The 20417-nt window shown below is 68.9% G+C and carries 22 protein-coding genes and 3 pseudogenes; 15 read left to right on the plus strand and 10 right to left on the minus strand.

Annotated features, from left to right (window positions below; translation table 11 throughout):
* Positions 1 to 77 precede the first annotated feature (77 nt).
* From ACFWBN_RS22555 to ACFWBN_RS22570, 4 genes and pseudogenes are all read right to left on the minus strand, one after another.
* Positions 78 to 830 (minus strand): excalibur calcium-binding domain-containing protein, encoded by a 753-nt coding sequence (locus ACFWBN_RS22555; protein ID WP_385178677.1) that lies wholly within the window; start codon positions 828 to 830, stop codon positions 78 to 80.
* A 321-nt stretch (positions 831 to 1151) separates the two neighbouring features.
* Positions 1152 to 1823, minus strand: a complete 672-nt coding sequence (locus tag ACFWBN_RS22560; RefSeq protein ID WP_385178678.1) for a TetR/AcrR family transcriptional regulator — start codon at positions 1821 to 1823, stop codon at positions 1152 to 1154.
* Positions 1824 to 1914: 91 nt separating this feature from the next.
* Entirely contained in the window at positions 1915 to 3117 is a 1203-nt protein-coding gene (locus ACFWBN_RS22565; protein ID WP_385178679.1) for a cytochrome P450, read from the minus strand.
* Between the two features lie 374 nt (positions 3118 to 3491).
* Positions 3492 to 3674: pseudogene (locus ACFWBN_RS22570) on the minus strand (TetR family transcriptional regulator); the annotation flags it as partial.
* A 91-nt stretch (positions 3675 to 3765) separates the two neighbouring features.
* Here ACFWBN_RS22570 and ACFWBN_RS22575 point away from each other — a divergent pair.
* The 3 genes from ACFWBN_RS22575 (at position 3766) to ACFWBN_RS22585 (ending at position 5563) form a co-directional block, all read left to right on the plus strand.
* The gene (locus ACFWBN_RS22575; RefSeq protein ID WP_385178680.1) at positions 3766 to 4605 is read left to right on the plus strand and encodes a patatin-like phospholipase family protein; all 840 of its coding nucleotides are present in this window, start codon (positions 3766 to 3768) and stop codon (positions 4603 to 4605) included.
* Between the two features lie 149 nt (positions 4606 to 4754).
* Positions 4755 to 4940, plus strand: a complete 186-nt coding sequence (locus tag ACFWBN_RS22580) for an Imm21 family immunity protein (protein WP_385178705.1) — start codon at positions 4755 to 4757, stop codon at positions 4938 to 4940.
* 26 nt (positions 4941 to 4966) lie between these two features.
* Complete coding sequence (locus ACFWBN_RS22585; protein WP_385178681.1) at positions 4967 to 5563, plus strand: CbrC family protein; 597 nt, start codon at positions 4967 to 4969, stop codon at positions 5561 to 5563.
* Positions 5564 to 5585: 22 nt separating this feature from the next.
* On the opposite strand, the gene ACFWBN_RS22590 is transcribed toward ACFWBN_RS22585, so the two are convergent.
* Entirely contained in the window at positions 5586 to 6443 is an 858-nt protein-coding gene (locus ACFWBN_RS22590; protein ID WP_385178682.1) for an MBL fold metallo-hydrolase, read from the minus strand.
* A gap of 62 nt (positions 6444 to 6505) precedes the next feature.
* Here ACFWBN_RS22590 and ACFWBN_RS22595 point away from each other — a divergent pair, with 62 nt between their 5' ends.
* From ACFWBN_RS22595 to ACFWBN_RS22635, 9 genes are all read left to right on the plus strand, one after another.
* Positions 6506 to 6913: a winged helix-turn-helix transcriptional regulator gene (locus ACFWBN_RS22595; protein ID WP_385178683.1), complete on the plus strand. Its 408-nt coding sequence runs from the start codon at positions 6506 to 6508 to the stop codon at positions 6911 to 6913.
* 176 nt (positions 6914 to 7089) lie between these two features.
* A complete protein-coding gene (locus tag ACFWBN_RS22600; RefSeq protein WP_385178684.1) occupies positions 7090 to 7485 on the plus strand; it encodes a DUF1877 family protein in 396 nt (131 codons plus the stop codon).
* Between the two features lie 127 nt (positions 7486 to 7612).
* Positions 7613 to 8065: a hypothetical protein gene (locus ACFWBN_RS22605; protein ID WP_385178685.1), complete on the plus strand. Its 453-nt coding sequence runs from the start codon at positions 7613 to 7615 to the stop codon at positions 8063 to 8065.
* 249 nt (positions 8066 to 8314) lie between these two features.
* The gene (locus ACFWBN_RS22610; protein ID WP_385178686.1) at positions 8315 to 9823 is read left to right on the plus strand and encodes a DUF4246 domain-containing protein; all 1509 of its coding nucleotides are present in this window, start codon (positions 8315 to 8317) and stop codon (positions 9821 to 9823) included.
* A gap of 250 nt (positions 9824 to 10073) precedes the next feature.
* Positions 10074 to 10457 carry a hypothetical protein gene (locus ACFWBN_RS22615; RefSeq protein WP_385178687.1) on the plus strand — a complete coding sequence of 128 codons (384 nt, stop codon included), beginning with the start codon at positions 10074 to 10076 and terminating at the stop codon, positions 10455 to 10457.
* A gap of 446 nt (positions 10458 to 10903) precedes the next feature.
* Positions 10904 to 11224, plus strand: a complete 321-nt coding sequence (locus ACFWBN_RS22620) for a hypothetical protein (RefSeq protein WP_385178688.1) — start codon at positions 10904 to 10906, stop codon at positions 11222 to 11224.
* A 312-nt stretch (positions 11225 to 11536) separates the two neighbouring features.
* Positions 11537 to 12184, plus strand: coding sequence for a hypothetical protein (locus tag ACFWBN_RS22625; protein ID WP_385178689.1), 648 nt, complete (start codon positions 11537 to 11539; stop codon positions 12182 to 12184).
* 97 nt (positions 12185 to 12281) lie between these two features.
* On the plus strand, positions 12282 to 12899 hold the full coding sequence (locus tag ACFWBN_RS22630; RefSeq protein WP_385178690.1) for a hypothetical protein: 618 nt from the start codon (positions 12282 to 12284) through the stop codon (positions 12897 to 12899).
* 624 nt (positions 12900 to 13523) lie between these two features.
* Positions 13524 to 13964, plus strand: a complete 441-nt coding sequence (locus ACFWBN_RS22635) for a hypothetical protein (protein WP_385178691.1) — start codon at positions 13524 to 13526, stop codon at positions 13962 to 13964.
* Between the two features lie 128 nt (positions 13965 to 14092).
* Here ACFWBN_RS22635 and ACFWBN_RS22640 read toward each other — a convergent pair whose 3' ends face one another.
* Complete coding sequence (locus ACFWBN_RS22640) at positions 14093 to 14794, minus strand: hypothetical protein (protein ID WP_385178692.1); 702 nt, start codon at positions 14792 to 14794, stop codon at positions 14093 to 14095.
* A 71-nt stretch (positions 14795 to 14865) separates the two neighbouring features.
* Here ACFWBN_RS22640 and ACFWBN_RS22645 point away from each other — a divergent pair, with 71 nt between their 5' ends.
* Entirely contained in the window at positions 14866 to 15249 is a 384-nt protein-coding gene (locus ACFWBN_RS22645) for a tyrosine-type recombinase/integrase (RefSeq protein ID WP_385178693.1), read from the plus strand.
* 37 nt (positions 15250 to 15286) lie between these two features.
* Here the strand turns inward: ACFWBN_RS22645 and ACFWBN_RS22650 are convergent, their stop codons facing one another.
* The 3 genes and pseudogenes from ACFWBN_RS22650 to ACFWBN_RS22660 all read right to left on the minus strand — a co-directional run.
* A complete protein-coding gene (locus ACFWBN_RS22650) occupies positions 15287 to 15913 on the minus strand; it encodes a hypothetical protein (RefSeq protein WP_385178694.1) in 627 nt (208 codons plus the stop codon).
* Positions 15914 to 16198: 285 nt separating this feature from the next.
* The gene (locus ACFWBN_RS22655) at positions 16199 to 16699 is read right to left on the minus strand and encodes a hypothetical protein (protein WP_385178695.1); all 501 of its coding nucleotides are present in this window, start codon (positions 16697 to 16699) and stop codon (positions 16199 to 16201) included.
* 539 nt (positions 16700 to 17238) lie between these two features.
* Positions 17239 to 17520: pseudogene (locus ACFWBN_RS22660) on the minus strand (transposase); the annotation flags it as partial.
* Between the two features lie 206 nt (positions 17521 to 17726).
* On the opposite strand from ACFWBN_RS22660, the gene ACFWBN_RS22665 reads away from it, so the two are divergent.
* Positions 17727 to 18911 (plus strand): HEAT repeat domain-containing protein, encoded by a 1185-nt coding sequence (locus ACFWBN_RS22665; RefSeq protein ID WP_385178696.1) that lies wholly within the window; start codon positions 17727 to 17729, stop codon positions 18909 to 18911.
* A 375-nt stretch (positions 18912 to 19286) separates the two neighbouring features.
* A complete protein-coding gene (locus ACFWBN_RS22670) occupies positions 19287 to 20285 on the plus strand; it encodes a beta-propeller fold lactonase family protein (RefSeq protein WP_385178697.1) in 999 nt (332 codons plus the stop codon).
* Between the two features lie 30 nt (positions 20286 to 20315).
* Here the strand turns inward: ACFWBN_RS22670 and ACFWBN_RS22675 are convergent.
* A pseudogene (locus ACFWBN_RS22675) lies at positions 20316 to 20417 on the minus strand (IS5/IS1182 family transposase); the annotation flags it as partial.

Genomic DNA, 20417 nt, shown 5'->3' on the forward strand with positions numbered 1-20417 from the left:
CCGATTACGGCGCTACGACGAGGAGAAGGAGGCCGGGCACGATCAGGCCTTCTCTATGGCCTTGGCTATGTCGCCTATTACTCGCAGCCCACGCCGTCGCCGTCGCGGTCCAGGTGACGGCCGTAGCCCGGGTCACCGCGGCGGACCGGGGCGGCCCCGGCGGCGCGGGCTGCGGTGCAGTTCTTGTAGTAGGCACTGCCTCCCCCACCGGATCCGCCGGAGGTGGCAGATCCGCCACTGGATCCACCGCTGGATCCTCCGCTGGTGGTGGAGCGGGTGGTGCGAGCGGGCTCCGGCTCGGGGGCGGGCTTGGTCGGCTCGGGCTCGGGCTCGGGCGCAGCGGTGGTGGGTGCCGGGGTGGGGGTGGGCTCGGGGCGCAGGTCGCCCTGGTGAGCGGGGCACACGTTGTGGGCGTCGGCTACGTAGACCTCGATCACCTTGGTGGGAGCGATGGGGGTTCCGGCTGCCGGGGCCTGGAAGCAGATCAGCGTTCCGACGGGGCCTGTGTAGATGCCGCCGAACGCGCTGCGGGTGCTGATGGCGATCCGAGCCGCGGTGGGTATGTCGCCGACATGCGTGCCGATGTAGTTGGGCGTGGGGCCGCTGGGGGTCGGGCTGGGCGTCGGGCTGGCGGACGCGGTGGGGCCGGCGGTGGCGCCGCTGCCCTTCTTGTAGCCCTCCTTGAAGTCGTCGCTGCCGACGACGGCACCGCACGCTCCGAGGAGAACGAGGGCACCGACGATGCCGCCGCAGCCGATGCCGACCTTCTTACCGGTGGACATGGGCCGGCGGGGCGGCTGGTAGCCGTAGGGCGGCTGGGGCGCGGACACGGGTCTCCTGTTGCCGATGAGTTTGATCGGCGGTCAAGCTACATCGGACGGCAAAGCGTGTCGCCGACTTGCCGAATATTGAGATGGGCATGACGAAGCCCCCGCCTGGTCCGGACTGCTGCCGGGGCGGGGGCTTCGTGTCTACAGCTACTTCGTGCGGGCGGCGGCAGGCGAGAACGATGTGTCCGTGCCTGCGGATGATCAGGTTGGTGAGGGTGTCCCTGCGGAGCTCGCGGTGTTCGCGGCGTTCAACGTCGCCCGGCATCCGGCTTTCGCGGAAGCGCGGCCGAGCGACAGGGAACGACTTGGGAGGAGCATGGCTCAGCTCTGGCGGTGCGGTCCGAGGTCGAGGAGGACGGCCGCCAGTTCCTCCGCGGTCAGACCCGGCGCGGGGAGGTCCGAGGTGGGGCGCGTCCCGGCTCGCAAGCCGTCGAGGAACAGGGCCAGTTGTCGGCGCCAGGCGTGCGGGGGCCCGGCGGCTGCGAGGGAGGGGACGGAGCGTCCGAGCGTGGCCAGGCTCAGGAGCATGTCCTCGACGGTGACGTCGGGGCGCATCGCGCCGTCCCGCTGGGCGCGGTCCACCAGCAGGGCGACCGTCTCGTGGTTGTGGGCGTGGACGGCGTCGAGGGAGGTCACACCCTGGATGGCCGTGGTCATCAGGTCGTTGACGCCGCGGTCCGCGGCCAGCACGGTGAAGACCGCCTCCAGATAGCGGGCCAGCCCAGCCCAGGGATCCGCCGCCCTCCGGGCCTCCTCTCCGGCGGCGACCGTTCCCTGGAGCGCGTCCTGGAACACCGCGTCGATCAGGGCGGCGCGGGTGGGGAAGTGCCGGTACAGGGTGGCGTTTCCGACGCCGGCCCGGCGGGCGATTTCGTCGAGGGGGGTGTCCAGGCCCTGGGCGGCGAAGGCCTTGCGCGCGGCGGCCAGGAGCAGCTCGCGGTTGCGCCGCGCATCACGCCGTACCGGCGCAGGCCGTTCCGTGCCCGGGGTCACTGTCCACTCCTCGCGTTGCCGTTGCCCGCGTACGTACGCGGGTAACGGGGATCGTCGTCTGGTACGGATGCTAGTGCCATCGGCGGTGCCGTCACGCGGGGAGCCGCCGTGCCCACCGCACCGGCAGGGCGGCAACGCCCCTGAGCATGGCGCCCGGGCGGCGTACGAGGGAGCCGGGTTCGGCGGCCAGGGCGAGGTCCGGGAGCCGCCGTAGCAGTGTCTCCACGGCGATCCGCCCTTCGACGCGGGCGAGCGGCGCACCCAGGCAGTGGTGGATGCCGTGGCCGAACGCGAGGTGTCCTTGAGCGGCGCGGCGGATGTCGAAGCGGTCGGGATCGGGGAAGTGCCCGGGGTCGCGGGAGGCGGCGGCGAGGGAGAGCATCACGCTGTCGCCCGCCGGGATGCGGACCCCCGCGATCTCCACGGGTTCCGCGGCGTACCGGAAGGCCGCAGCAGTGACGGGCCCGTCGTGGCGGAGCATCTCCTCGACGGCGCCGTCGAGGAGGCGCGGGTCCGCACGCAGCGCGGCGAGCTGGTCGGGGTGGCGCAGCAGGTTCAGCACCCCGCCCGAGATGAGGTTGACCGTGGTCTCGTGTCCCGCGACGAGCAGCAGGAAGGCCATGCCGAGCAGTTCCTCGGGGGAGAGTCCGTCCTCCGTGGTGGAGGCCCGGACCAGGGCGCTCATCAGATCGGGGCCGGGATCACCGGCCTTGGCGGCGATGAGCGCGGCGAAGTACGCGCTCATCTCGCCGGCGGCGGCACCCGCCGCGGCCGGTGAGGACGGTGCCACGAGCTCGGTCGACCAGGTGTGGAAGAGGTGCTGGTCCTCGAGAGGGACTCCGAGCAGCTCGCAGATGACGGTCAGCGGCAGCGGCAGGGCGTAGCGGGCGACCAGGTCGGCGGCCCCGGCCGGAGGGAGGGCGTCGAGGAGGCCGTCGGCGATCCGCTGCACGCGCGGGCGGATCGCCTCGATCCGCCCGGCAGTGAACTCGCGTGCGACCAGGGCGCGCAGGCGGGTGTGCTGGGGGGCATCGGTCTGCAGCATGTTCAGGCCGATGGCGTTGCCGCCGTCGCTGTCCCACGTCGCGGAGTGCCTGATGTCGTTGCGGAGCCGGGTGTCCGTCAGCGCGGCGCGCACCTCGTCGCGCCCGAGAACCAGCCAGACGTCACCGCTCCCGGGGACGTGGACACGGTGCACACGGCCCTTCTCGCGCAGTGCGGCGTAGACCGGGTAGGGGTCGGCGGTGAAGTCGGCACCCACGGGGGCGAGTTCCTCGAGCGTCGGGGCAGGCATGACGGTTCCCTTCCTCCTTGGCTAAACGGGGAGAAGTCCCCGTTTCACTCGGATGACGCTACACCATGAAACGGGGGGTTATCCCCGTTTCTGCTCGATGCTGCCCCCAGCCGGAGCGGGGCAAGGCAGGGCGGCTCCGGCGAACGCTTCTGCAGAGGATGCCGATCCGGCTGCGGCCGGCGGCTGCGGCCGAGTCGGGTGAGTCGCGCCTGGCGCCTGCCCCGGTCCTGCCGTTCGACGCCAAGGCGAGACCGCCTGCCGGTGGTGATGTCGGCCCGCACGGTCCCTGTTGCTGCGCGCGTTCGATCGGCAGGTTGAGGGAGTCCTGGCTGTGTGCGTGTGCGGTGTCCAGGGGGTGGGCGTCGGTCATGTTGTCGGGTGGGGAAGTGTCGGTACAGGGTGGCGTTGCCGACGGCCGCCCGGCGGGCGATGGGGTCCAGGGGTGCGTCGAGGCCTTGGCTCGCGAAGGCCTTGCGGGCCGTTTCGACGAGCCGTTCGTGGTTGCGCCGTGCGTCACGCCGTACGGGCTTGGTCGTGTGCCTCCCTCTGCCCGCCAGGAAACGGGGAGTGATCCCCGGTACTCATGGTATCGTCCGGCCCTAGAATCGGGGAGTGGTCCCCATTTTGGCTGGGGGAGGGGCGGAGATCATGACGGACACGGCCTTGGTGCTTGGCGGCGGGGGAGCGGTCGGTCTTGCCTGGACGGTCGGGATCCTGGCCGGCCTGGCGGAAGCGGGCCTCGACCTCTCCGGTGCCGACGTGACGATCGGAACCTCTGCCGGCTCCGTGATCGGCGCGCGGTTCACCTCCGGCGTGAGTGCCGAGCAGATGTACCGCGAAGAACTCGACGGAGCCCCGGAGATCGATGTCACCGTCACACTTCGGCAGACGGCCCGCTTCCTGTGGGCCGCGCTGGGATCCCGCGAGCCGCAGCGTTCCGCTCAGCGCCTCGGACGTGCCGCGCTGGCCGCCCGTACGGCACCTGAGTCGGCGGTCCACGAGGCGGTCGCCGTGTTGCTGGCAGGCGTACGCGACTGGCCCGCCGCGGATCTGCGGGTGACCGCTGTCGATGCCCGCAGCGGGGACCTGGTGACCTTCGACTCCACCTCGGATGTCACTCTCGCCGAGGCCGTGGCGGCGAGCTGTGCGGTGCCCGTGGTCTGGCCGCCCGTGCTGGTGGCCGGCCGCCGTTGGATGGACGGAGGCAGTCGTTCGACGGCCAATGTGCACCTCGCACGGGGCTTTCGGCGCGTCGTTGCCATCGCCCCGATCCCCAAGGCCATCGGCCCTCACCCGAGCGCGACCGAGCAGGGGGCGGAACTTGCCGAGGACGGGGCACTCGTGGCCGTCCTCACCCCCGACCGCGCGGCACGCAAGGCCTTCGGCCGCAACATGCTCGACCAGTCCCGCCGGGCCGCCGCCGCCCGAGCGGGCCGTATCCAGGCAGCCTCCTACGCGGACGCCGTACGCAAGGTGTGGAACCACTGAGGTATCCATCAGCCCGGCCGGCCGCGGGGCTCCGCCAGGGCCCCGCATCGGACGGGCAGTCCACCACGCGAGCAGTCACTCTGGCGGCATAGGTGAAATCCAGGTTCTGGCACAGATCTTGGGGCGCGGTTGATGGCGGCATGTCTTTGATGTGGCTGGAGACGGAGGGCGGCCCGTTCATCGTGGTTCCACGCGCCGCGCTTCCACACTGGTCGGGACCGGAGGGCGACTACGACCGGGCTTGCGAGGTGATCGATTTCGTTGGAGTCCTCGAACTGCCCGACGGAGCGGAGGCGCTCGCCCTCGGGGACGAACCCCTCTCTGAGGGTCACTGAAGCAGGATGACAGGCATCCAACCCAGATGTGGCGGGGTGACAGCTGCCAACCGGGTCCACCAGTCCGGCCGGGTCGTCGACTGATACGGTCCCTGGCCGTGACGGAACTTCCCGCGTTTCCCTACCACCCGGACCCCGTGGCCACCGGTGTTGTCGTGCGCTCGGAAACCGCGTGCGCATGCTGCGGTCAGGCACGCGGTTACGCTTACACGGGTCCGGTGTTCGCAGTCGAGGACCTGCGGGGGCAGCTCTGTCCCTGGTGCATCGCCGATGGAAGCGCCGCAGAGCGCTTCGAGGCCCAGTTCACTGACGTGGTGGACGACATCCCTGTGGACCGGCTGCTGAAGATCACCAGTCGCACGCCCGGATTTGTCGGATGGCAGCAGGAACGCTGGCTCGTCCACTGCGGCGACGGCGCGGCATTCCTCGGAACAGTCGGCGCCGCCGAACTCGCCGACCACCCGGAAGCCCTGACTGCCCTCCGCGAAGACCTCGCAGAGTCTTGGCCGTCGGCCCAGATCGAGAAGTACATCAGCGCCCTGTCCAAGGACGGCCAGCCGACCGCGTACCTCTTCAGGTGCCGCTCTTGCGGAATCCACCTCGCATACTCGGACGCCACATAAGACAGCCAACGGCAGTCCGAGGTCAAACGGCAAGCTTGGGGACGAGGCGGGCCAATTCCCACGGGTCGTGCGCACTGAAGAGCGTGACTTCTTGCGCGTGGTCGCTGCGGAGGGCACGCAGTCGGTCGCGGGTGGCGACGCGGCCGGCTGGATCGGTTTGTGCGCCCTGCTGGATCGGATCGAGAACGGGGTGGGACAGGGGTGGCGTGTGCTCCACCTCGCCGTGGTGGAAGTACGCGTCGCCCGTGTGCAGCAGCCACCTCCCGTCGCTGTCGCGTACGGCGACGCCCGCGTGCCCCGCGGAGTGACCAGGCAGCGGTACAAGCAGCAGCTCGCAACTCAGACCCTGTGGACGCGCCACGCCCGGGAAACCGAACCACTCTGTGTGCTCGTCCACGCGTGCGGGTGTCAGCAACGGGCCGTGTGCCCGGTGGGCCGGCATGAATCGGTCGAGGCTGTGCCGGTGGTGCGGTGCCGCGGGGTCGGTGACGGCCCGGTACTCCTCCGGGTGGACGTGCACCCGTGCGTGAGGGAAGTCCGGCAGCCCTCCGGTGTGGTCGCGGTGCAAGTGGGTGAGCACGATGTGCCGTACGTCCTGCGCCGTGTACCCGAGGCGGATGACCTGCCGCAGCGCGCTCTCCTCGGGGTCCAGCGAGGGCTGGGCGTAGGCCACCCAGTCCGCACCCAGTGTCTCCTCGGGGTGCTGCCGGTCGGCAGTGCCAAGGCCTGTATCGACCAGGATCAGCCCGTCCGAGGCCGTCTCGATGAGCAGGCAGTGGCAGACCGCGGCCAACTCGCGGTTCGTCGCACCTGCCATGAGTTGCTCGCCGAGCGGTGGAATCTTGCGGAGGGAACCGCAGTTGAGGTGGTGGATGCGCATGGGAGCCTCCTGGAGGCGAACGGGCGGGTCATCATTCGTGACGGACGTTAGGAGGAGCTTTCGTGACTCACCAAACGGTTGGCCACGCACATCCCGGTGACAGCGGCGGCCCGCTGGCGGACTGCCCCGAAAGCGCCCTCGTTCCGCCCGTCCGGGATCCGCACTGTCCCGTGGACATCACCCTGGCCGCGCTGGGGGGCCGGTGGACCCCGCTGGTGGTGCGGGAGTTCCTGCGGCGTGGTCAGGCCACATACTCCGAGCTGTCCGCCGCCCTGCCGGCCCTCTCGGACAAGGTCCTCTCCGACCGGCTGACCCAGTTGACCAGCGCGGGGGTAATCGAGCGCCATCGCACGCCCAGCTGGCCTCCGCGGGTCCGCTACGTCCTGACCACGCGGGGCCGGGCGCTGGAGCCGGTAGTGCGGAGCATGTGGGAATGGGGCGCGGCAGAGCAGGAGGCTCTCAACGAATAGGCGGACCCTCCCCTCCGAGCTCGCCGAGCGCTTGGTCCGGCGCCGGCCTGGCCTGCCTTGGCGGGGGTGGTGTGATCGGCCGTGGTGGGACTGGGCATTGACAACATTGCCGCCGCATATATAGACGCGCGCATGCGCGCGCCGCGCGTGCACGTACGTCCGCACGCGTACGCGTCGTGTGCGCGGGCGGGCTGATTGGGTGTCTTGTTGAGGGTACCTTCACGACGCACCAGACGTGGCACTTGTTGGCGTTCCTCCTGGAACGCTCCGCTTTCCCTGTCGACATCGTCCACGGTGAGGAACCCCTCGCCCCCGACGACTGGGGCTACGAACCGCCGCGATACCTGACCCCAGACCGCGTACAGCTGGCCGCTGACATCCTGCACCAGATGTCATATGACCAGCTCCTCCAGGATGTCGACCCCTCCGAACTCACCAAGGCCGAGATCTACCCCCAGATCTGGGACTCGCCCACCCCACTGGAGTGGGCCCGCGACCTGTTCACTCCCCTGACAGAGTTCTTTGGTGGTGCCGCATCCACCGGTCACGCGGTCCTCATCTGGCTCGGCTGATCCGCCCCGGAGCAGCCCAGACGGTAAACGACAAGGCGAGTGCCCGTTTGCACCGGGATCGGGAGCGGCTGGGTTGTGTCAACGACGTGGGGTAGCTTCGTCGGCACCGAAGGACAAGGGAGATGACATGCAGGTTGCCGGTGCCGAGGTCTTCTCTTGCGCCGTGTGCAGCGCCCGGTTGTCCGCGCCGGTGCGTGAGGTGCGCCCGCCGGCGGAGGACGAGGCCTGGACGCCGCTCGACTCTCCTGTGGACCCCTGCCCGCCCAGGATGGCGGCAGGCACCTTCGCCCGCGACCCGCAGCCGGGACGCATCACCTGGGGCTCGCTGCCCAAGCGCTTCGGAATGTCCCGGGCGGGGCACGGGCCAGGTGTGGACCTGCTGTTGAGCCCCGGCGACCTGGTCGGTACCACGGAGATCCTGAGCCGCTGGGGCGGCTGCTGCGGCCCAGGCGGGCACGAGGGGCCGAATCTGGCCTGCGCGGGGTGTGGGGCGGAGGTCGGGCTGTGGATCGGTGACTGCTACACCTGGCTGGAGGTCGTCCTCAATGGGCGCCTGGTCAGCCGTTCCTCGGGGGCCTGAAAACCCGGGGCCGGCCCGAGACCCGTGCGTGCTTGGAGAGCCTGGTGGCTGCCGCCTGCGAGGTACACGCCGGCCTCACCGGCGACAACGCCTGACCCGCGCGGTCCCGGGGGCCGGACATCCCGCGGTGTCCGGCCCCCGGTCGGGGAGCGACCGCGATGGTCGTCCCAGTTCGGGGGCCGCGGCTGTGGTGTCAGTGGGCCGGGCTATTCTTCCGGGCACCGCAACCGATCGTGAGGACCACCAGAAGTGACCGGCCTGTCCGCTTTCCCGCTGCCTTTCCAGACCTCCCGTTCCCGGGCGTTCGCGACGCCCCGGACGCTGCGGGAGCTGCAGATGATGCAGTGCAGTTCGCACTTGCGCGCCAAGCCCGTGTGGTTCGACAAGATGAACGACGCCGACATCGTCGCCAGGTGGACGCAGGAAGCGGTGGCGCAGGGCCTGACCGAAGCGCAGGTGCGCTACGTTCTCGCCGAGTTGGGGCACTACGCCGCGTTGCGGGACGCGAGCACCGGCATCGAGGTGTCCGCGGTCGACGGGGTCTGGCAGTCGGACACCCTCGTCGACGAGCAGCTCAGGTCCCGGTTGCGCGAGGCGGTCCGGGTCCTGGAAGAGGTCCCCGAAGTGGAGCGGGACTGGCATCCCGGATCCGACGGCCAGGTGTTGGATCTTGTGCACCCCTCACTGTTCTGCCTGGTGAGGGAGGTGAGCGGAGGGCCCGAGCGGGCCTGGCAGAACCCGACGAACCACTACTCGAAGTACGAGTTCTCCGAGAGGTTCCAGTGGCTGCCCACGGACGTCGACGTCAGTGAAGACGGGGCCGTCACCTTCCGCTCGTACGTCAATAACGTTCACCCCGAGGCGCATCGTGCGCTGGCGTCCGTCCTGCCGGACGTGTTCGCGCGCCTGCGCCCGCTGTTCGAGAACGTGCTCACCGATCTGCGGCACCCGCGGCCCCTGCGGATCAAGGCCGATCCCTACGGTTGGTACGACGCGGAACCGGAGTATCCGCGCGAGTCGTCCTACAGTGACAACGCGACCTACATGGATGCCCGCGCTGCCTGGGATGAGGCCTATGAGGCCTGGTGGGAGAACCGCCGCCCGATCGTCCCGGACGCCCCGGCCTTCAGCCCGCCCGCATTGCCCGACGCCTCCGCCCGGGTCGACCTGCGCGGCCGCCGGCTCCAGGTCATCGTCAAGCTCGCCACCCTCCACCTCACCCCGGACAATCCCGAATACTCCGGCGGTTCCTGGCACGTCGAGGGCATGCTGAACGAGCGGATCGTCTCGACCGGCATCTACTACTGGGACAGCGAGAACATCACCGAGAGCCGGCTGGGATTCCGGACCGCACTCGATGACCCGGACTATGAACAGAACGACGACGCCGGGCTGCGCGAGGTCTATGGCCTTCAGGACGAAGACGCGCTGAACCAGGTGCTGGGCTCGGTACCGACCCCGTCGGGCCGCTGCCTGGCGTTTCCCAACGTCCTGCAGCACCGCGTGGACGCGTTCCGCCTCGAGGACCCCACCCGCCCGGGACACCGCAAGATCCTCGCGTTCTTCCTGGTCGACCCGGCGGAGCAGATCGTCTCGACCTCCGACGTACCGCCGCAGCAGCCCTGGTCCGACACATCGACCATGACGCTCGATCAGGCCAAGACGTACCGCGAGGAACTCATGAAGGAAAGGAAGTTCTTCGTCGACGAACACAACGAGCAGCTCTACGAAAGGGAGTTCTCCCTCTGCGAGCACTGAACCGCGGGTGCGGGGACCCGGTCAGGTGTGGTTGCGCAGGTTGGTTGAGCATGGTGCAGTCTGACTGGTCCTTGGTATGTGGAGTGGTTTCGGGGGTGGGGTTGTCGTCGGGTCAGGTGGTCCGGGTCGGGCCCGCTGCTGGTGGCGGATCGTTGTCCGGCGTCGTGATCGCTGTATGACGAGTGGACGGCATCCGTTGCTTCACCAGGAGTGGCTGGGAGCTGTGTGGGAGCAAGGCGATGACGCGTTGGTGGCGGTGATCTCCCTTGACCCAGCCGTGCGACCGCCGCGCGTGAGTGGACAGCTGGACGCCGAGGTCCTTCTGGAGCTGGGCAAGGTCGAGCCGGGGTCTGACCTCGACGGACGACTCGCGGTCGTTGTGGCAAAGATCCGCTGCGCCTTGGCTGTTCTGCCCGAGATCGCGGCTTACGCGGTGGCTCAGGGGCCGAGGCCGTGGCGTGATTACTACGAAGGGCTGGGCGGTCAGCCCCTTGTGGATCGTCTTTTCCTTGAAGGCTTCGAAGTTGACGCCGAGCTCGGTGTGTCTGTCTGCTTCGACTTCGGCGACCTGGAGAGGATCGTCGTTGCCCTCGATGCCTCCGGCCGGGGCCAAGGGGTGGAACTGCGTCCCTGATTGGCTTCACGCATGAGGTCCAGTTCGGGAAGCCGGACGACGTATGGTGCTTGAGCTTCCGCGGGCTGGTGCGGCCTTCCGTGCGGCGTTGTCTACGCCTGAGCTTGCCGTTTAGCGTCCGGGCATCGGCTGCGGCACGGAGGCCGGGATCGTGGAACTGGTCGAGCACGAGGTTCAATGAGACGCGTTCACGACGGTGATGGAGTTCCGATCGGAGCTGTACGTGTGTCTGGCCTCCAGAAGGGACGCACTGTTTGAGCTGTGCGACGCCTGTTGTGCTCAGAGGAGCCGAAGCGCCCCAAGAACCCCAGCGACAAGCCCTGACCGCCCTGATCCATCGCGCAGGAGCGCCGATACGGCTGCCAACACCGGCGCTCCTGCCTCGTTGTCCGTGCCGCGTGAGAGGCTGCCCGGCGACACCAGGACATCGATGGAGAGCTGGCGGGATGGGTTTCGAGGGCGAAGTCTGGCGACTGATGCGGCAGGAGGATCTGCTCGGCGAGATCGTGATCGACGAGGCCGACTTTCCCTGGCTGAACGGTCGCTTCATTCCAACGCCGGCGTTCGGAGAGGTGAAGCCGTGGTTCGACGAGTCGCTGGCTCTGATGGAGGCGGAGGAGTACGAGCGGTTCGACGACTCCTACGACCGGATCGCGGGCACCTTGTCGCTGGTGGCCCCGTCAGGTCCGGTCGCGGAGTTCCTTCTGCACATCAGTGCCGCTCGTGCTTGGTTCAGGTGGAGTGACGAACCGTTCGATGACGTCTGACCCCGCGAGGCCTTGGGGAATTGCGGGACCACAGCCCCTGGGGAATACGCCGTCGTCGACAACTGTCCGGGTCGACAACCACAGGGCCCCGCGGGCGCACTGATTTTCAGAAAGGCGCGAGTGGCGAAGAGGAGTTCGCCGCGTGCGACGACGACGAGGACGACGGCGAAGATGATGGAGCGGCGTACCTGCCGTTGAACGGCGGCCGGTGATTCATGCGGCCCGCACCGCTCGGTGCGTTCACCCCACCCGCCCGTGTGAATCCGGGCGTTACAGACCGTCTTGCCGCCTCTGGTCCGCCATCCTGCAGCGGTGAGCAAGAAGTCCAGGCCCCGCAAGCCGAGCCACCGCATCCTCGTGTCCGACGCGCTCGAACTGCGGGCTGCCTACGCCATGCTGTGCCTCCGCACCCGCGACAGCCGGGACCGCGTGGCTCGCTTGGTTCTGCAGGCCGAGGTGCCCGACGACATCTTGACCAGGCTGCACCAGGCCGCCGTCGAGACCGAAGAGGACTTCTGGCCGCTGGCCGCCCGGTTCGGCGACCACTACGCGGACTTCGAGGCATGGCTGGAGCAGCAGGACTGGTGCGGGTTGTACGCGCGGGTCCCGGAGCCCTCCCCGATTCTTCTGATCACTCACGCCGGCCACGTCGGCATGGCGCTCGATCCGCCGTTCGCCGAGCGGCGGCTCATCGTCGTACTCAGTCCGGCGCAACTACACCGCGTCCGCGCAGGGCTGGCCCAGGCGGCACGGCAGGCGGTCAACCAGCTGGACGATCCCGCCGTTCGGTCCCTCGGGGCGCAGCGTGCCGCCCTGGCGCTGCATACCCTCCGGACCCAGCCACTGCCGGACAGGCGGGCAGGAGTTCCGGATCCCGACGAGGGCAAGAAGGTAATGCTGGGGCTGTACGCCGACCACCTGCGGCGCGCGCCCGCTGAGGTGCGTAGCCCGATCCGTTAGTACCGGACCGACAGCTCTGGTCCTGCTCAACTCCGGTGTGCACCGCTCCCACCGCGCGCATGCTCACACCATGCCGATCTCCGCGAGGCAACCGCCCGTGATCGCTGCGATCATCACCGCGGTAGTTGCCCTCGTCGTGGCCATGGCGTCCGCCGCCGTCTCCCTCTGGGTCGCCCGCAAGGGGCGACTGGCCGCCGCCGACTCCGACCGGCGCAAGGTCCAGGACCCTGCCCATCAGAGGTTCCTCGCCGTCGCCATCGCCGTCGAAGCCCTCGTGATCACCAACCCGCCGCCGATCCCTGTAGTGAAGGATCTGGAGGTGCTGGACCCGGCGGCCCCCCAGATGAAGGCCGAGGCGTACAAGGAGGTCCGGCAGGCCCTCTTCGATGCCTACAACGAGCTCAGGGCTGCGGCCTCCGCAGTGGCTGCCGTAGGGCCGGCAACGATCGTTGTCCTCGCCGAGAAGATGGTCAACCAGGCGGTACGCGTCATGCTGGGAGCTGGCCTTTTCAAGGCGCAAGCCATCAACGCCGTGGCCGCGAAGGAGAGCCAGATGGTCGACTTCCTCATGTCCCACGAGAAGCTCATCCTGCTGCGCCGCGATTTCGAGCGGGCGATCTCGGAGCACCTCACCCCGCCCCGCCGCCGGTTCCGGCGCGGACCAAGGCGGGTGGCCCAGCTGCCGACGCCGCCGCCGGCTGCGTCATCACGGTGAGGATCTCGGACTTCGGGCAGATCCCTGAAGTGTTGAAGGCGGCCACCGCGAACTTGTACTCGACGTTGGGCATGAGGACGTCCACGAGGGCGTTCACGAGCGGTCCCAGTACCTTTGAGGGCTCGGTGGGCAGCGGGTCTTCCCCCTCTGCCGGGAACAGGTAAAGACCGGCGATCCCCGTAAGGTCGAGCCCCTCGGTGCCGCTGTGCGAACCGGATCCGGCGGCATCGCCGACACCCGAGCGTCAGTTGAGCATGTTCTCGCGCAAGGTGCACCAGCCTCCCGAGACAGGGTTCCCGTCCGGCGCGAGGCACCACAGGGGGCGTGGCCGACCGGCTCGCCTGCGCCTGACACTCGGACGAGAGCGAGAGGCCCTGGCTGGGAGGGACAGCGTCCCCTCAGCGCTCCAGGGGGCCGATTGTGTACATCTCCTGGACACTTCGGCCCATCGAGCCTCGGGCGGCCGTTGAGGCAGTGCGACGCTCGCCTTGGCCTCATCCGGACTTCTGCACAGGGCTGGGTACAGTCCGTTAAGTGGGGTCGACGTGCTTGCGGGGCAACGAGTACTGGGCGTTGCCAAGGCCGCGGTTCGCGGGTGGCGGCCGGGCAGGCTAGTTTGCTTGGATGAGTCTTCTTGATGACGTGGCAGAGCGTGACGGCTGGCGGTGCTGGGTGTGTGATGAACCGGTCGACCCAGATGAGTCGGTGAACGACCCGCGGGGGCCCAGTGTCGACAGCCGGACCACCGACCGGAAGGCCAAGGTCGCCGAGCGGCTCGCGCACCGCGGGTGCAATACCCGCAAGGGTGCGGTCAAGGCGGTCATCGCCTGGCCGGAGCGCCTGTACGTAGTCGACCCCGCGCCGCTGATCGCCGTTGCCGACAGGCTGGAGCGAAAAGGAGGCCGCGAGATGGTGGGACGTTGTCCGACCAGGAAGGATGCCCAAGAGGCGGCGGATTGGCTGGTGGACCGGTTCTCCCGACTGGTACCGGGGCTGCCGATGACGGCCGACATTCAGCCGGGTGGCGGCCAGTTCCTCGTCATCCTGGCCACCGGCCGCCGCTGATCGGGGATCACCCGAGCAGAACCGCCACAAGACCTTCGGTGACCCCCGCCTCTGCGCGGCCATCGTCGACCGGATCGCCTTCCGCTGCACCCTCATCCAGACCGGCACCGAGTCCTGCCGCTTCCGCGTCACCGAAGCAGAACGACGCAGCTGACCGAGCTCTCCGCCTGGTCAGTCCCGGCTGGAAAGGGGGGCCGCGGTTCCACGCGGCGCCGGATCGAAGTGTGGTTGGGCAGTCCCAGGATGGCGAGCTGAAGGTCCTTGGAGTAGTTCGCGATGAGGTCGAGATCCCGCAGCTGCCGCTGGAGCTCGGCAATGGTTGCCTCGTCGAGGTCGGTTAGGTCCTCCTCCCGCTCGGCGAGGTGCTCAAGGTGCTCGTCCACGGCGTCCACAGCCCGTCGGCTGGCCCAGACCGCGAAGTCACAGGACTCGAACAGGTAGGCATGCGCGGCATAAAGCGTCGTAGCGGCCGCGTTCTCGTCCGCATCCTCGGGACCGTCCTGGCCATCGTTGTGGCAGTACTCGCTCAGCATGTACTCGGCCACACCCCGCTTCACGGCCGTGAAAGCGGTCGAGTCCCCGAGGGAGCCCTCCCACACCGAGTCCAGCAGGGGCCGCAGGCTCATCGTGAACGGCGCCCGATCCTCCTCGGGCAGTGCTTCATGCCAGCTCATGAGCCGTTCCGCGGCGCCGGCGGCGAACACTCCACGCTCACTCGACGACATGGCCGCCAGGCGCTCCTCCACCGACGCCGACAATCCGATAACGCAGACACTCCCAACCCGACCTCCCTCGATCAGGGTGGCTCCCATTTCCCCCCCGTCGATCACGGACCACACTGTTGTCCATCTCCCGCACGAATGGACCAAAGCGGCTCTCGAAACCACCGCCCGCGTGGCTCTTGTTCACCCCGCCGAAAACAGACAACCCCAACCGTGCCCTGGCGAAGTCCCGCTTCTCCCGCCATGTGCTGGTCACCGCTGATCTGGTCGAGCTCTACACCGACTACGAGTACGAGCGGGACCGGGTGGCCCAGGCAGCCGAGTCGGAGATGGTCTTCGTGAATCTCTTCCGCCCGCCGCTGGGCGGCGCCATGTCCTACCCGAACACCAAGGAGATGTTCGACCGCCTGGCCCGCACCGTTGGGTATGCGTGCCGCCCGCGGATGCTGCGCCACCCGGCGGCGACCCGCTGGCTGCGCGACGGCGTCGACCGGGACGTGGTGCAGCGGCTGCGTGGGGCAGAGGGGGCTGGGCGGTCCGGCGTGGCTCTCGTCCACCAGTGAGCGGGTGCTGCCTGGGCCGACCTGGTGCGGGTAGGGGTCAGAGGTTCATGTGCCCGGAGGTGTCCGAGCGGCGGCCTCCGTACGAGGCAGTCAGCGCGTCAGCTACGGCGATTGCGTCTGCGTCGGCTACATCTGCCGGGTATTCGGGCAGAAGGTCGTCCCAGACGGGAAGCCAGGACCCGAACAACTGGGTCTGTCCCTCGGGTCGGGCGAAGAACCAGACATGCAGGTGTGCGGATCCGTCCCCGATCCGGTAGACGTGTGCCCGACAGATGTGCGGCAGTGCCTGCACGTGGCGGACGATGTGAGTGGTGAGCACGCCCAGCTCGGAGGCGAGCTCGTCGGGCAGATCGGCCATGTCGTAGTGGTCGCGTGGGTACAGCATCAGCACCAGTGGCACGCCGACGCCCGGTATCCGGGCCAGTCGCCAGCGGTCGTTGAGCCAGATGCCTTCGTCGCGGGAGCGGCACTCGTTGCAGTCCGCCGGGTCTTCACCGTGCCGCCGCGGCTCGGGCAGAACGGGCGGGCGGAGCGCGGAGACGCGTAGTCCATCTGCCTCGAAGGGGCTGATGTCCCATCCGGTCATCCTTGCCAGCGGAAGCCGAAGCTCATCATCCGCAGCCGCACGTGCGTGGTCGTAGAACTCATCGGGTCGCAAGGCCATGATCGTAAGACTAGCTGTGTCCTGTAGGCCGGTGGAGGCCCGCCGGAATCCAGCAGGTGTCAGCTCATGGCCTCCCACCCTCAAGGCTCGACCCCGCTCCTGCCGCGCATGCGCGAGATACACGAGCGCGCCAGCCGGTCCCGCGAGCGGCGCCCCTGGTTGCGCAGCGAACGGAGGGGCCGGACCCGCCCGCCAGTTGAGGGTTCGGACGGGTTCCTTCCCATCAAGGAAGCCCACGGCGTCGTGTATCCGCTCTGACCGCCGGGACGGAGTGGCGTGGCCGCTCTACCGCTCGGCGGTGCCGTCCTCACCGTCGATCTCGTAGATTCGTCCGTGGAGCTGTTCACCGGCCCAGTCCAGCCCGACGCCCAGGTCAAACCAGTGCCGATCCTTGCGGACTTTGGGCGGTGCGAGGTTCACCGCTGCCCGGGAGAACACCCCAAGGAGGATGGAACGCCCGTGTTGCGTTGTGCGCACGGACAACGCAAACGGCGCGGCGAGTGCCGCGCGGGTGAGCAACATGACCTGTTCGTCTTCAGAATGTTGACGCCCACCCGTGAGAAACCGGGGCGTTTCGAGGATCTTGACCCATTCGACTACTGCGTCTGCCACCTGGGCGCGCAAGGACTCTTCGATGCCCTTCCGGACGGCGGTCGCGGGATCATCGCCGAGCCAGCCAAGCCAGTGATCAGGATCAGTGAGCTTGCTGAAGTCGTCCTGTGGCGCCCCGTGACCTGGATTCTGCTGGTACTCACCTGTCAGTTCCCGCTGCTGTCCACCAACCATGCGCCGCGGATTGCCTCGGGAGGTACGTAGCCGTTCGGGTCGTCGATGTACGTCGGGTCGATCTCGGCGACGCTGCCACCGGGATTCTCAGCAGCCGCAGCCCGTAGGGCCGGCTCGTTCGGTATGCCCTTACGTCGGCTTCGCGAGCCAAAGAGACGCCCCACGTTCCCACCCCCAGCGCTGTGCCACCCAGTTGACCGCGATCGTGCCGTACCGGGCAGGGCCGCGCACGGTGACGTGTGCTGCGACCCTGGCCTGGGATGAAGGGGCGAGTGCTTCACGCCACGCCCGGACGGCCGGCTCTGCCTCCGGGATTCGGCCGATGAGTCCCGTCTGGCCCGCCTGAAACGTACTGGTGCCAGCACGGCCGCCCTTCGGCTGAACGATCGAGACCGATCTCCGAAGCAGGCCGAGGGGCCACCAAGAGCACGACGCTGCCTTCATTTCCCGTGAACATCCAGAGTGCGGACGATCACTGAACATCGCCGGAACCCACGAAGACGAGCTGTCGGTTGAAGTAACGAAGCCAAGGGCTGTGCGCCTCGGATCGACGATCCTGAACTGCGGGTCGCCGGGGCGAGGCCGGCGTCGGCGGCGTGGTGGCCGGCGGTCGGGAAGGTGCTGCCGTCGCCGACTTCGATCAGGATGCGGGCTCCGGTCCTGACGCCGACTCGCGCCAGGGACGTCAGGACCTTCGAAAGAGGGTGAACCTCCAGGAGTTCCTCGATCCGCCCGGCCAGGAGCTTGTGCCGGTCAAGGACGGCGGCCAAGGATCCGGCCATGCTCGGGACGATCAGCGTGGCCACCTCGGTGCCGGGAATCTGCTGGGGCCGGGCCTGGCCTGGCCTGGCGCAGCGCCCCGGTCGGCACCGACGCCGTCCGTCCCGCCGACGAGCCCACCAGTGAGAACCAGACTCCGACCATCCGGCTTGTCAGTGGCAGAAGCGATGATTTCCGCATGATGATGCAGGATGAGTGCCCGTTTTCCGGCCAGTCCGCGGGTGGCCGACTGCCTGATCCACGTTCCGTGATCGAGGGCACCGACTGGGCTGCACTGTCGCACGCCTACGGTGCGGCGGAGGACACGCCGCTGCGCCTGGTCCAGCTCTTGGACGAGGACCCGGAGGTCCAGGCGGGAGCGCTGGGCATGCTGGACATGTCCGTCCTGCACCAGGAGTCCCTCTACAGCGCGACGGCGCCGGCCGCACTGTACGTCGCAGCGGTGCTCAACGACCCCCGCACCATGGCCAGCCACGACGACCACGCCGCATGGGATGACCGGCCACGGCCACTGCGCGCGGCCTTGCTGGAATGGCTGGGCCAGATCGCGGACTCGGCCGCCTACGGCGAGACGACCGGGGAGGAGGACGGCAACGAGCCGGGCGTCACCGACGCCGTCCGCGCCGTCCGCGGCCTGATCTGCGATGCCGTGCTCCCGCACCTCCTGGCCTCGGACCCCACCGTCCGAGAGGCAGCCCTCACCGCCACAGCTGCCCTCCTCCAGTCTCCCGCCCTGGCCGGCCGTATCCCGGAGACCACCGGAATCCTGCGGCGACCGGCCTCGCAGAACACCGATCGGCGTGAGCGCGCCGCCACGATCCTGGCCATCGGCGCCTGGGGCGACGACACCAGCAACTGGCTCGCCGACCCCGACCCCGCCATCCGGGCCTGCGCCGCCCTGTCACCAGCCTGCGCCGACAACCCCGAAGCCACGCGAACAATCCTCCATGCGCTGCTCGAACCCGCCACCATCGACTCCTGGTTCCTCGAACCCACGACCACCGACCCGTGGGCCGGCAATCCGCTGCCACACATCGAAGGCCGCCTGCGGCACGCCCTCCTGGCCGCGGCCATCGACCGCGCCACCGACTTCGAGGAACTCCTGCCGGCAGCCCTTGCCTCCGTGCCGTATTGCAGCAACGGCACCATCACCGAGGACTGGGGACCGCTGCTCGCCGCGGCATTCCCCTCCGGCTACGACCCCGGCACCGACCTCACACCGGCCCAGCACGGCTACCTGGCTGCTCTGGTCGACCGTGACGTGTGCTGGCGGTTCACCCACCTGATCGCCCCGTGGTTCGACGACGTCGGCCTGCCCGCGGACCGCAACGCCGTCAGGGCACTCCTGCCCCGACCGCAGACGCAACAGCAGGGGGAGAGGATGGGAGACCAATCGACGGGGCCAGGCAGGAATACCGCCCGTTTCGAATGACGCTGCCCGCCAGCTGGCGAGGGCTAGGTTCTGTCTCTTTGGTCAGCGTCAGGTCCAGATGAGGATGCCCGCGAGGCGGAGTGCGCGCCTGGTAGCCGATGGCGATCTGGTCGGACGGCTGCGGGATGACCGCCCGGATTCCCCGGCGCCGGAGCGGCAACCCGCCGCGGGAGCGTCCGAGGTTGTGCCCTGGGTGGGGTTGCCCAGGTGCAGCCGGTGTAGTCGGCGTAGGCGGCGGCCACGATGCGCCGTTCGGTCAGCCTGAGCGTGAGCCTCACGTGGCTTTCCGCTCCGGAGACTTAGCGTGGCCCCATGACGAGGAGTCAGGACCTTGCGCAGCGAGCAGCCGTGGTGCTCTGTGCTACAGCGGCGCTAATGGGACCGGGAAACCTGGCCGGCGCATCCGTCGGGACGACGGCAGTCGGGCTGTCCCCGCGGCCTGATGCCCTCGTCTACATCGCCAACCTCCACTCCGACACGGTGTCGGTCGTCGACACCGGCACCGGCATGGTCGTGGACAGCGTTCCCGTAGGGGACGGACCGGACAGCGTGGCCGTCAGCCCGGACGGCTCCCGCGTCTATGTCACCAATTCCGCGTCGGACACCGTATCGGTGATCGACGCCCGTACCAGGACGGTCATCGCCACCGTCGCTGTCGGGGACGAACCGAGCAGAGTGACAGTCTCTCCCGACAACCGGAACGTCTACGTCGCCAACGTCGGGTCGGACAACGTGTCGGTGATCAGCACCCGCACCCGTGCCGTGACGGACACCATCGCGGTGGGCGATGCCCCGCTGGGCGTGGCGGTGGCACCCGACGGATGCACCCTGTACGTCGCCAACGCCGCGTCCGGCACCGTCTCCGTGGTCCGCACCGCCACCCGAACGGTCACCGGCACCATCCCTGTCGGCAGCGGACCGACCGCTCTGGTACTCACCCCCGATGGCCGCCGCCTGTACGTCTCCAACCTGACCTCGGACGACGTGTCGGTGGTCGACGTCCAAGACGGCGCGGAAACGGACCGCATCCCGGTCGGGGACCAGCCTGCGGGAATCGGGGTGCGACCGGACGGGCGACAGGTATACGTCGCCAACATCGGGTCCGACAACGTGTCCGTGATCAGCACCCGCGGCCGCGCCGTCACGGAAACCGTCGCCGTGGGAGACGGCCCCAACGGCCTCGCCGTCGGCCCGGACGGCTCCCTCGTCTACGTCAGCAACTTCGACTCGGACACCCTGTCGGTCATCGACACCTCGACAGCCCGCGTAACGAACACGGTGACCGTGGGCGACGGGCCGACCGGCGTGGCAGCGGTACAGGGAAAAGCGGGCACGGCCCGAGGCCCGAACACCGCGCCGGTGCAGCTCGCCTGAGCAAGGCGCCGCTAGGTTCGGTCTCTTTGCTCAGCGTCGTGCCCAGATGAGAATCGCGGCGAGGTGGAGTGCTGCCTCGTAGGCGGTGGCGAGTTTGTCGCATCGTGTGGCCAGGCCGCGCCACTGCTTGAG

The organism is Streptomyces sp. NPDC059989 (assembly GCF_042736975.1).
Taxonomy (GTDB): Bacteria; Actinomycetota; Actinomycetes; order Streptomycetales; family Streptomycetaceae; genus Streptomyces.

Bases quoted from the DNA above. Each gene is read 5' to 3' on its own strand.
- ACFWBN_RS22565 (WP_385178679.1), bottom strand. From the start codon at position 3,117: ATGCCTGCCCCGACGCTCGAGGAACTCGCCCCCGTGGGTGCCGACTTC.
- ACFWBN_RS22575 (WP_385178680.1), top strand. From the start codon at position 3,766: ATGACGGACACGGCCTTGGTGCTTGGCGGCGGGGGAGCGGTCGGTCTT.
- ACFWBN_RS22580 (WP_385178705.1), top strand. From the start codon at position 4,755: ATGTGGCTGGAGACGGAGGGCGGCCCGTTCATCGTGGTTCCACGCGCC.
- ACFWBN_RS22585 (WP_385178681.1), top strand. From the start codon at position 4,967: ATGTGGCGGGGTGACAGCTGCCAACCGGGTCCACCAGTCCGGCCGGGT.
- ACFWBN_RS22590 (WP_385178682.1), bottom strand. From the start codon at position 6,443: ATGCGCATCCACCACCTCAACTGCGGTTCCCTCCGCAAGATTCCACCG.
- ACFWBN_RS22605 (WP_385178685.1), top strand. From the start codon at position 7,613: ATGCAGGTTGCCGGTGCCGAGGTCTTCTCTTGCGCCGTGTGCAGCGCC.
- ACFWBN_RS22620 (WP_385178688.1), top strand. From the start codon at position 10,904: ATGGGTTTCGAGGGCGAAGTCTGGCGACTGATGCGGCAGGAGGATCTG.
- ACFWBN_RS22635 (WP_385178691.1), top strand. From the start codon at position 13,524: ATGAGTCTTCTTGATGACGTGGCAGAGCGTGACGGCTGGCGGTGCTGG.
- ACFWBN_RS22650 (WP_385178694.1), bottom strand. From the start codon at position 15,913: ATGGCCTTGCGACCCGATGAGTTCTACGACCACGCACGTGCGGCTGCG.
- ACFWBN_RS22655 (WP_385178695.1), bottom strand. From the start codon at position 16,699: ATGGTTGGTGGACAGCAGCGGGAACTGACAGGTGAGTACCAGCAGAAT.
- ACFWBN_RS22670 (WP_385178697.1), top strand. From the start codon at position 19,287: ATGGGACCGGGAAACCTGGCCGGCGCATCCGTCGGGACGACGGCAGTC.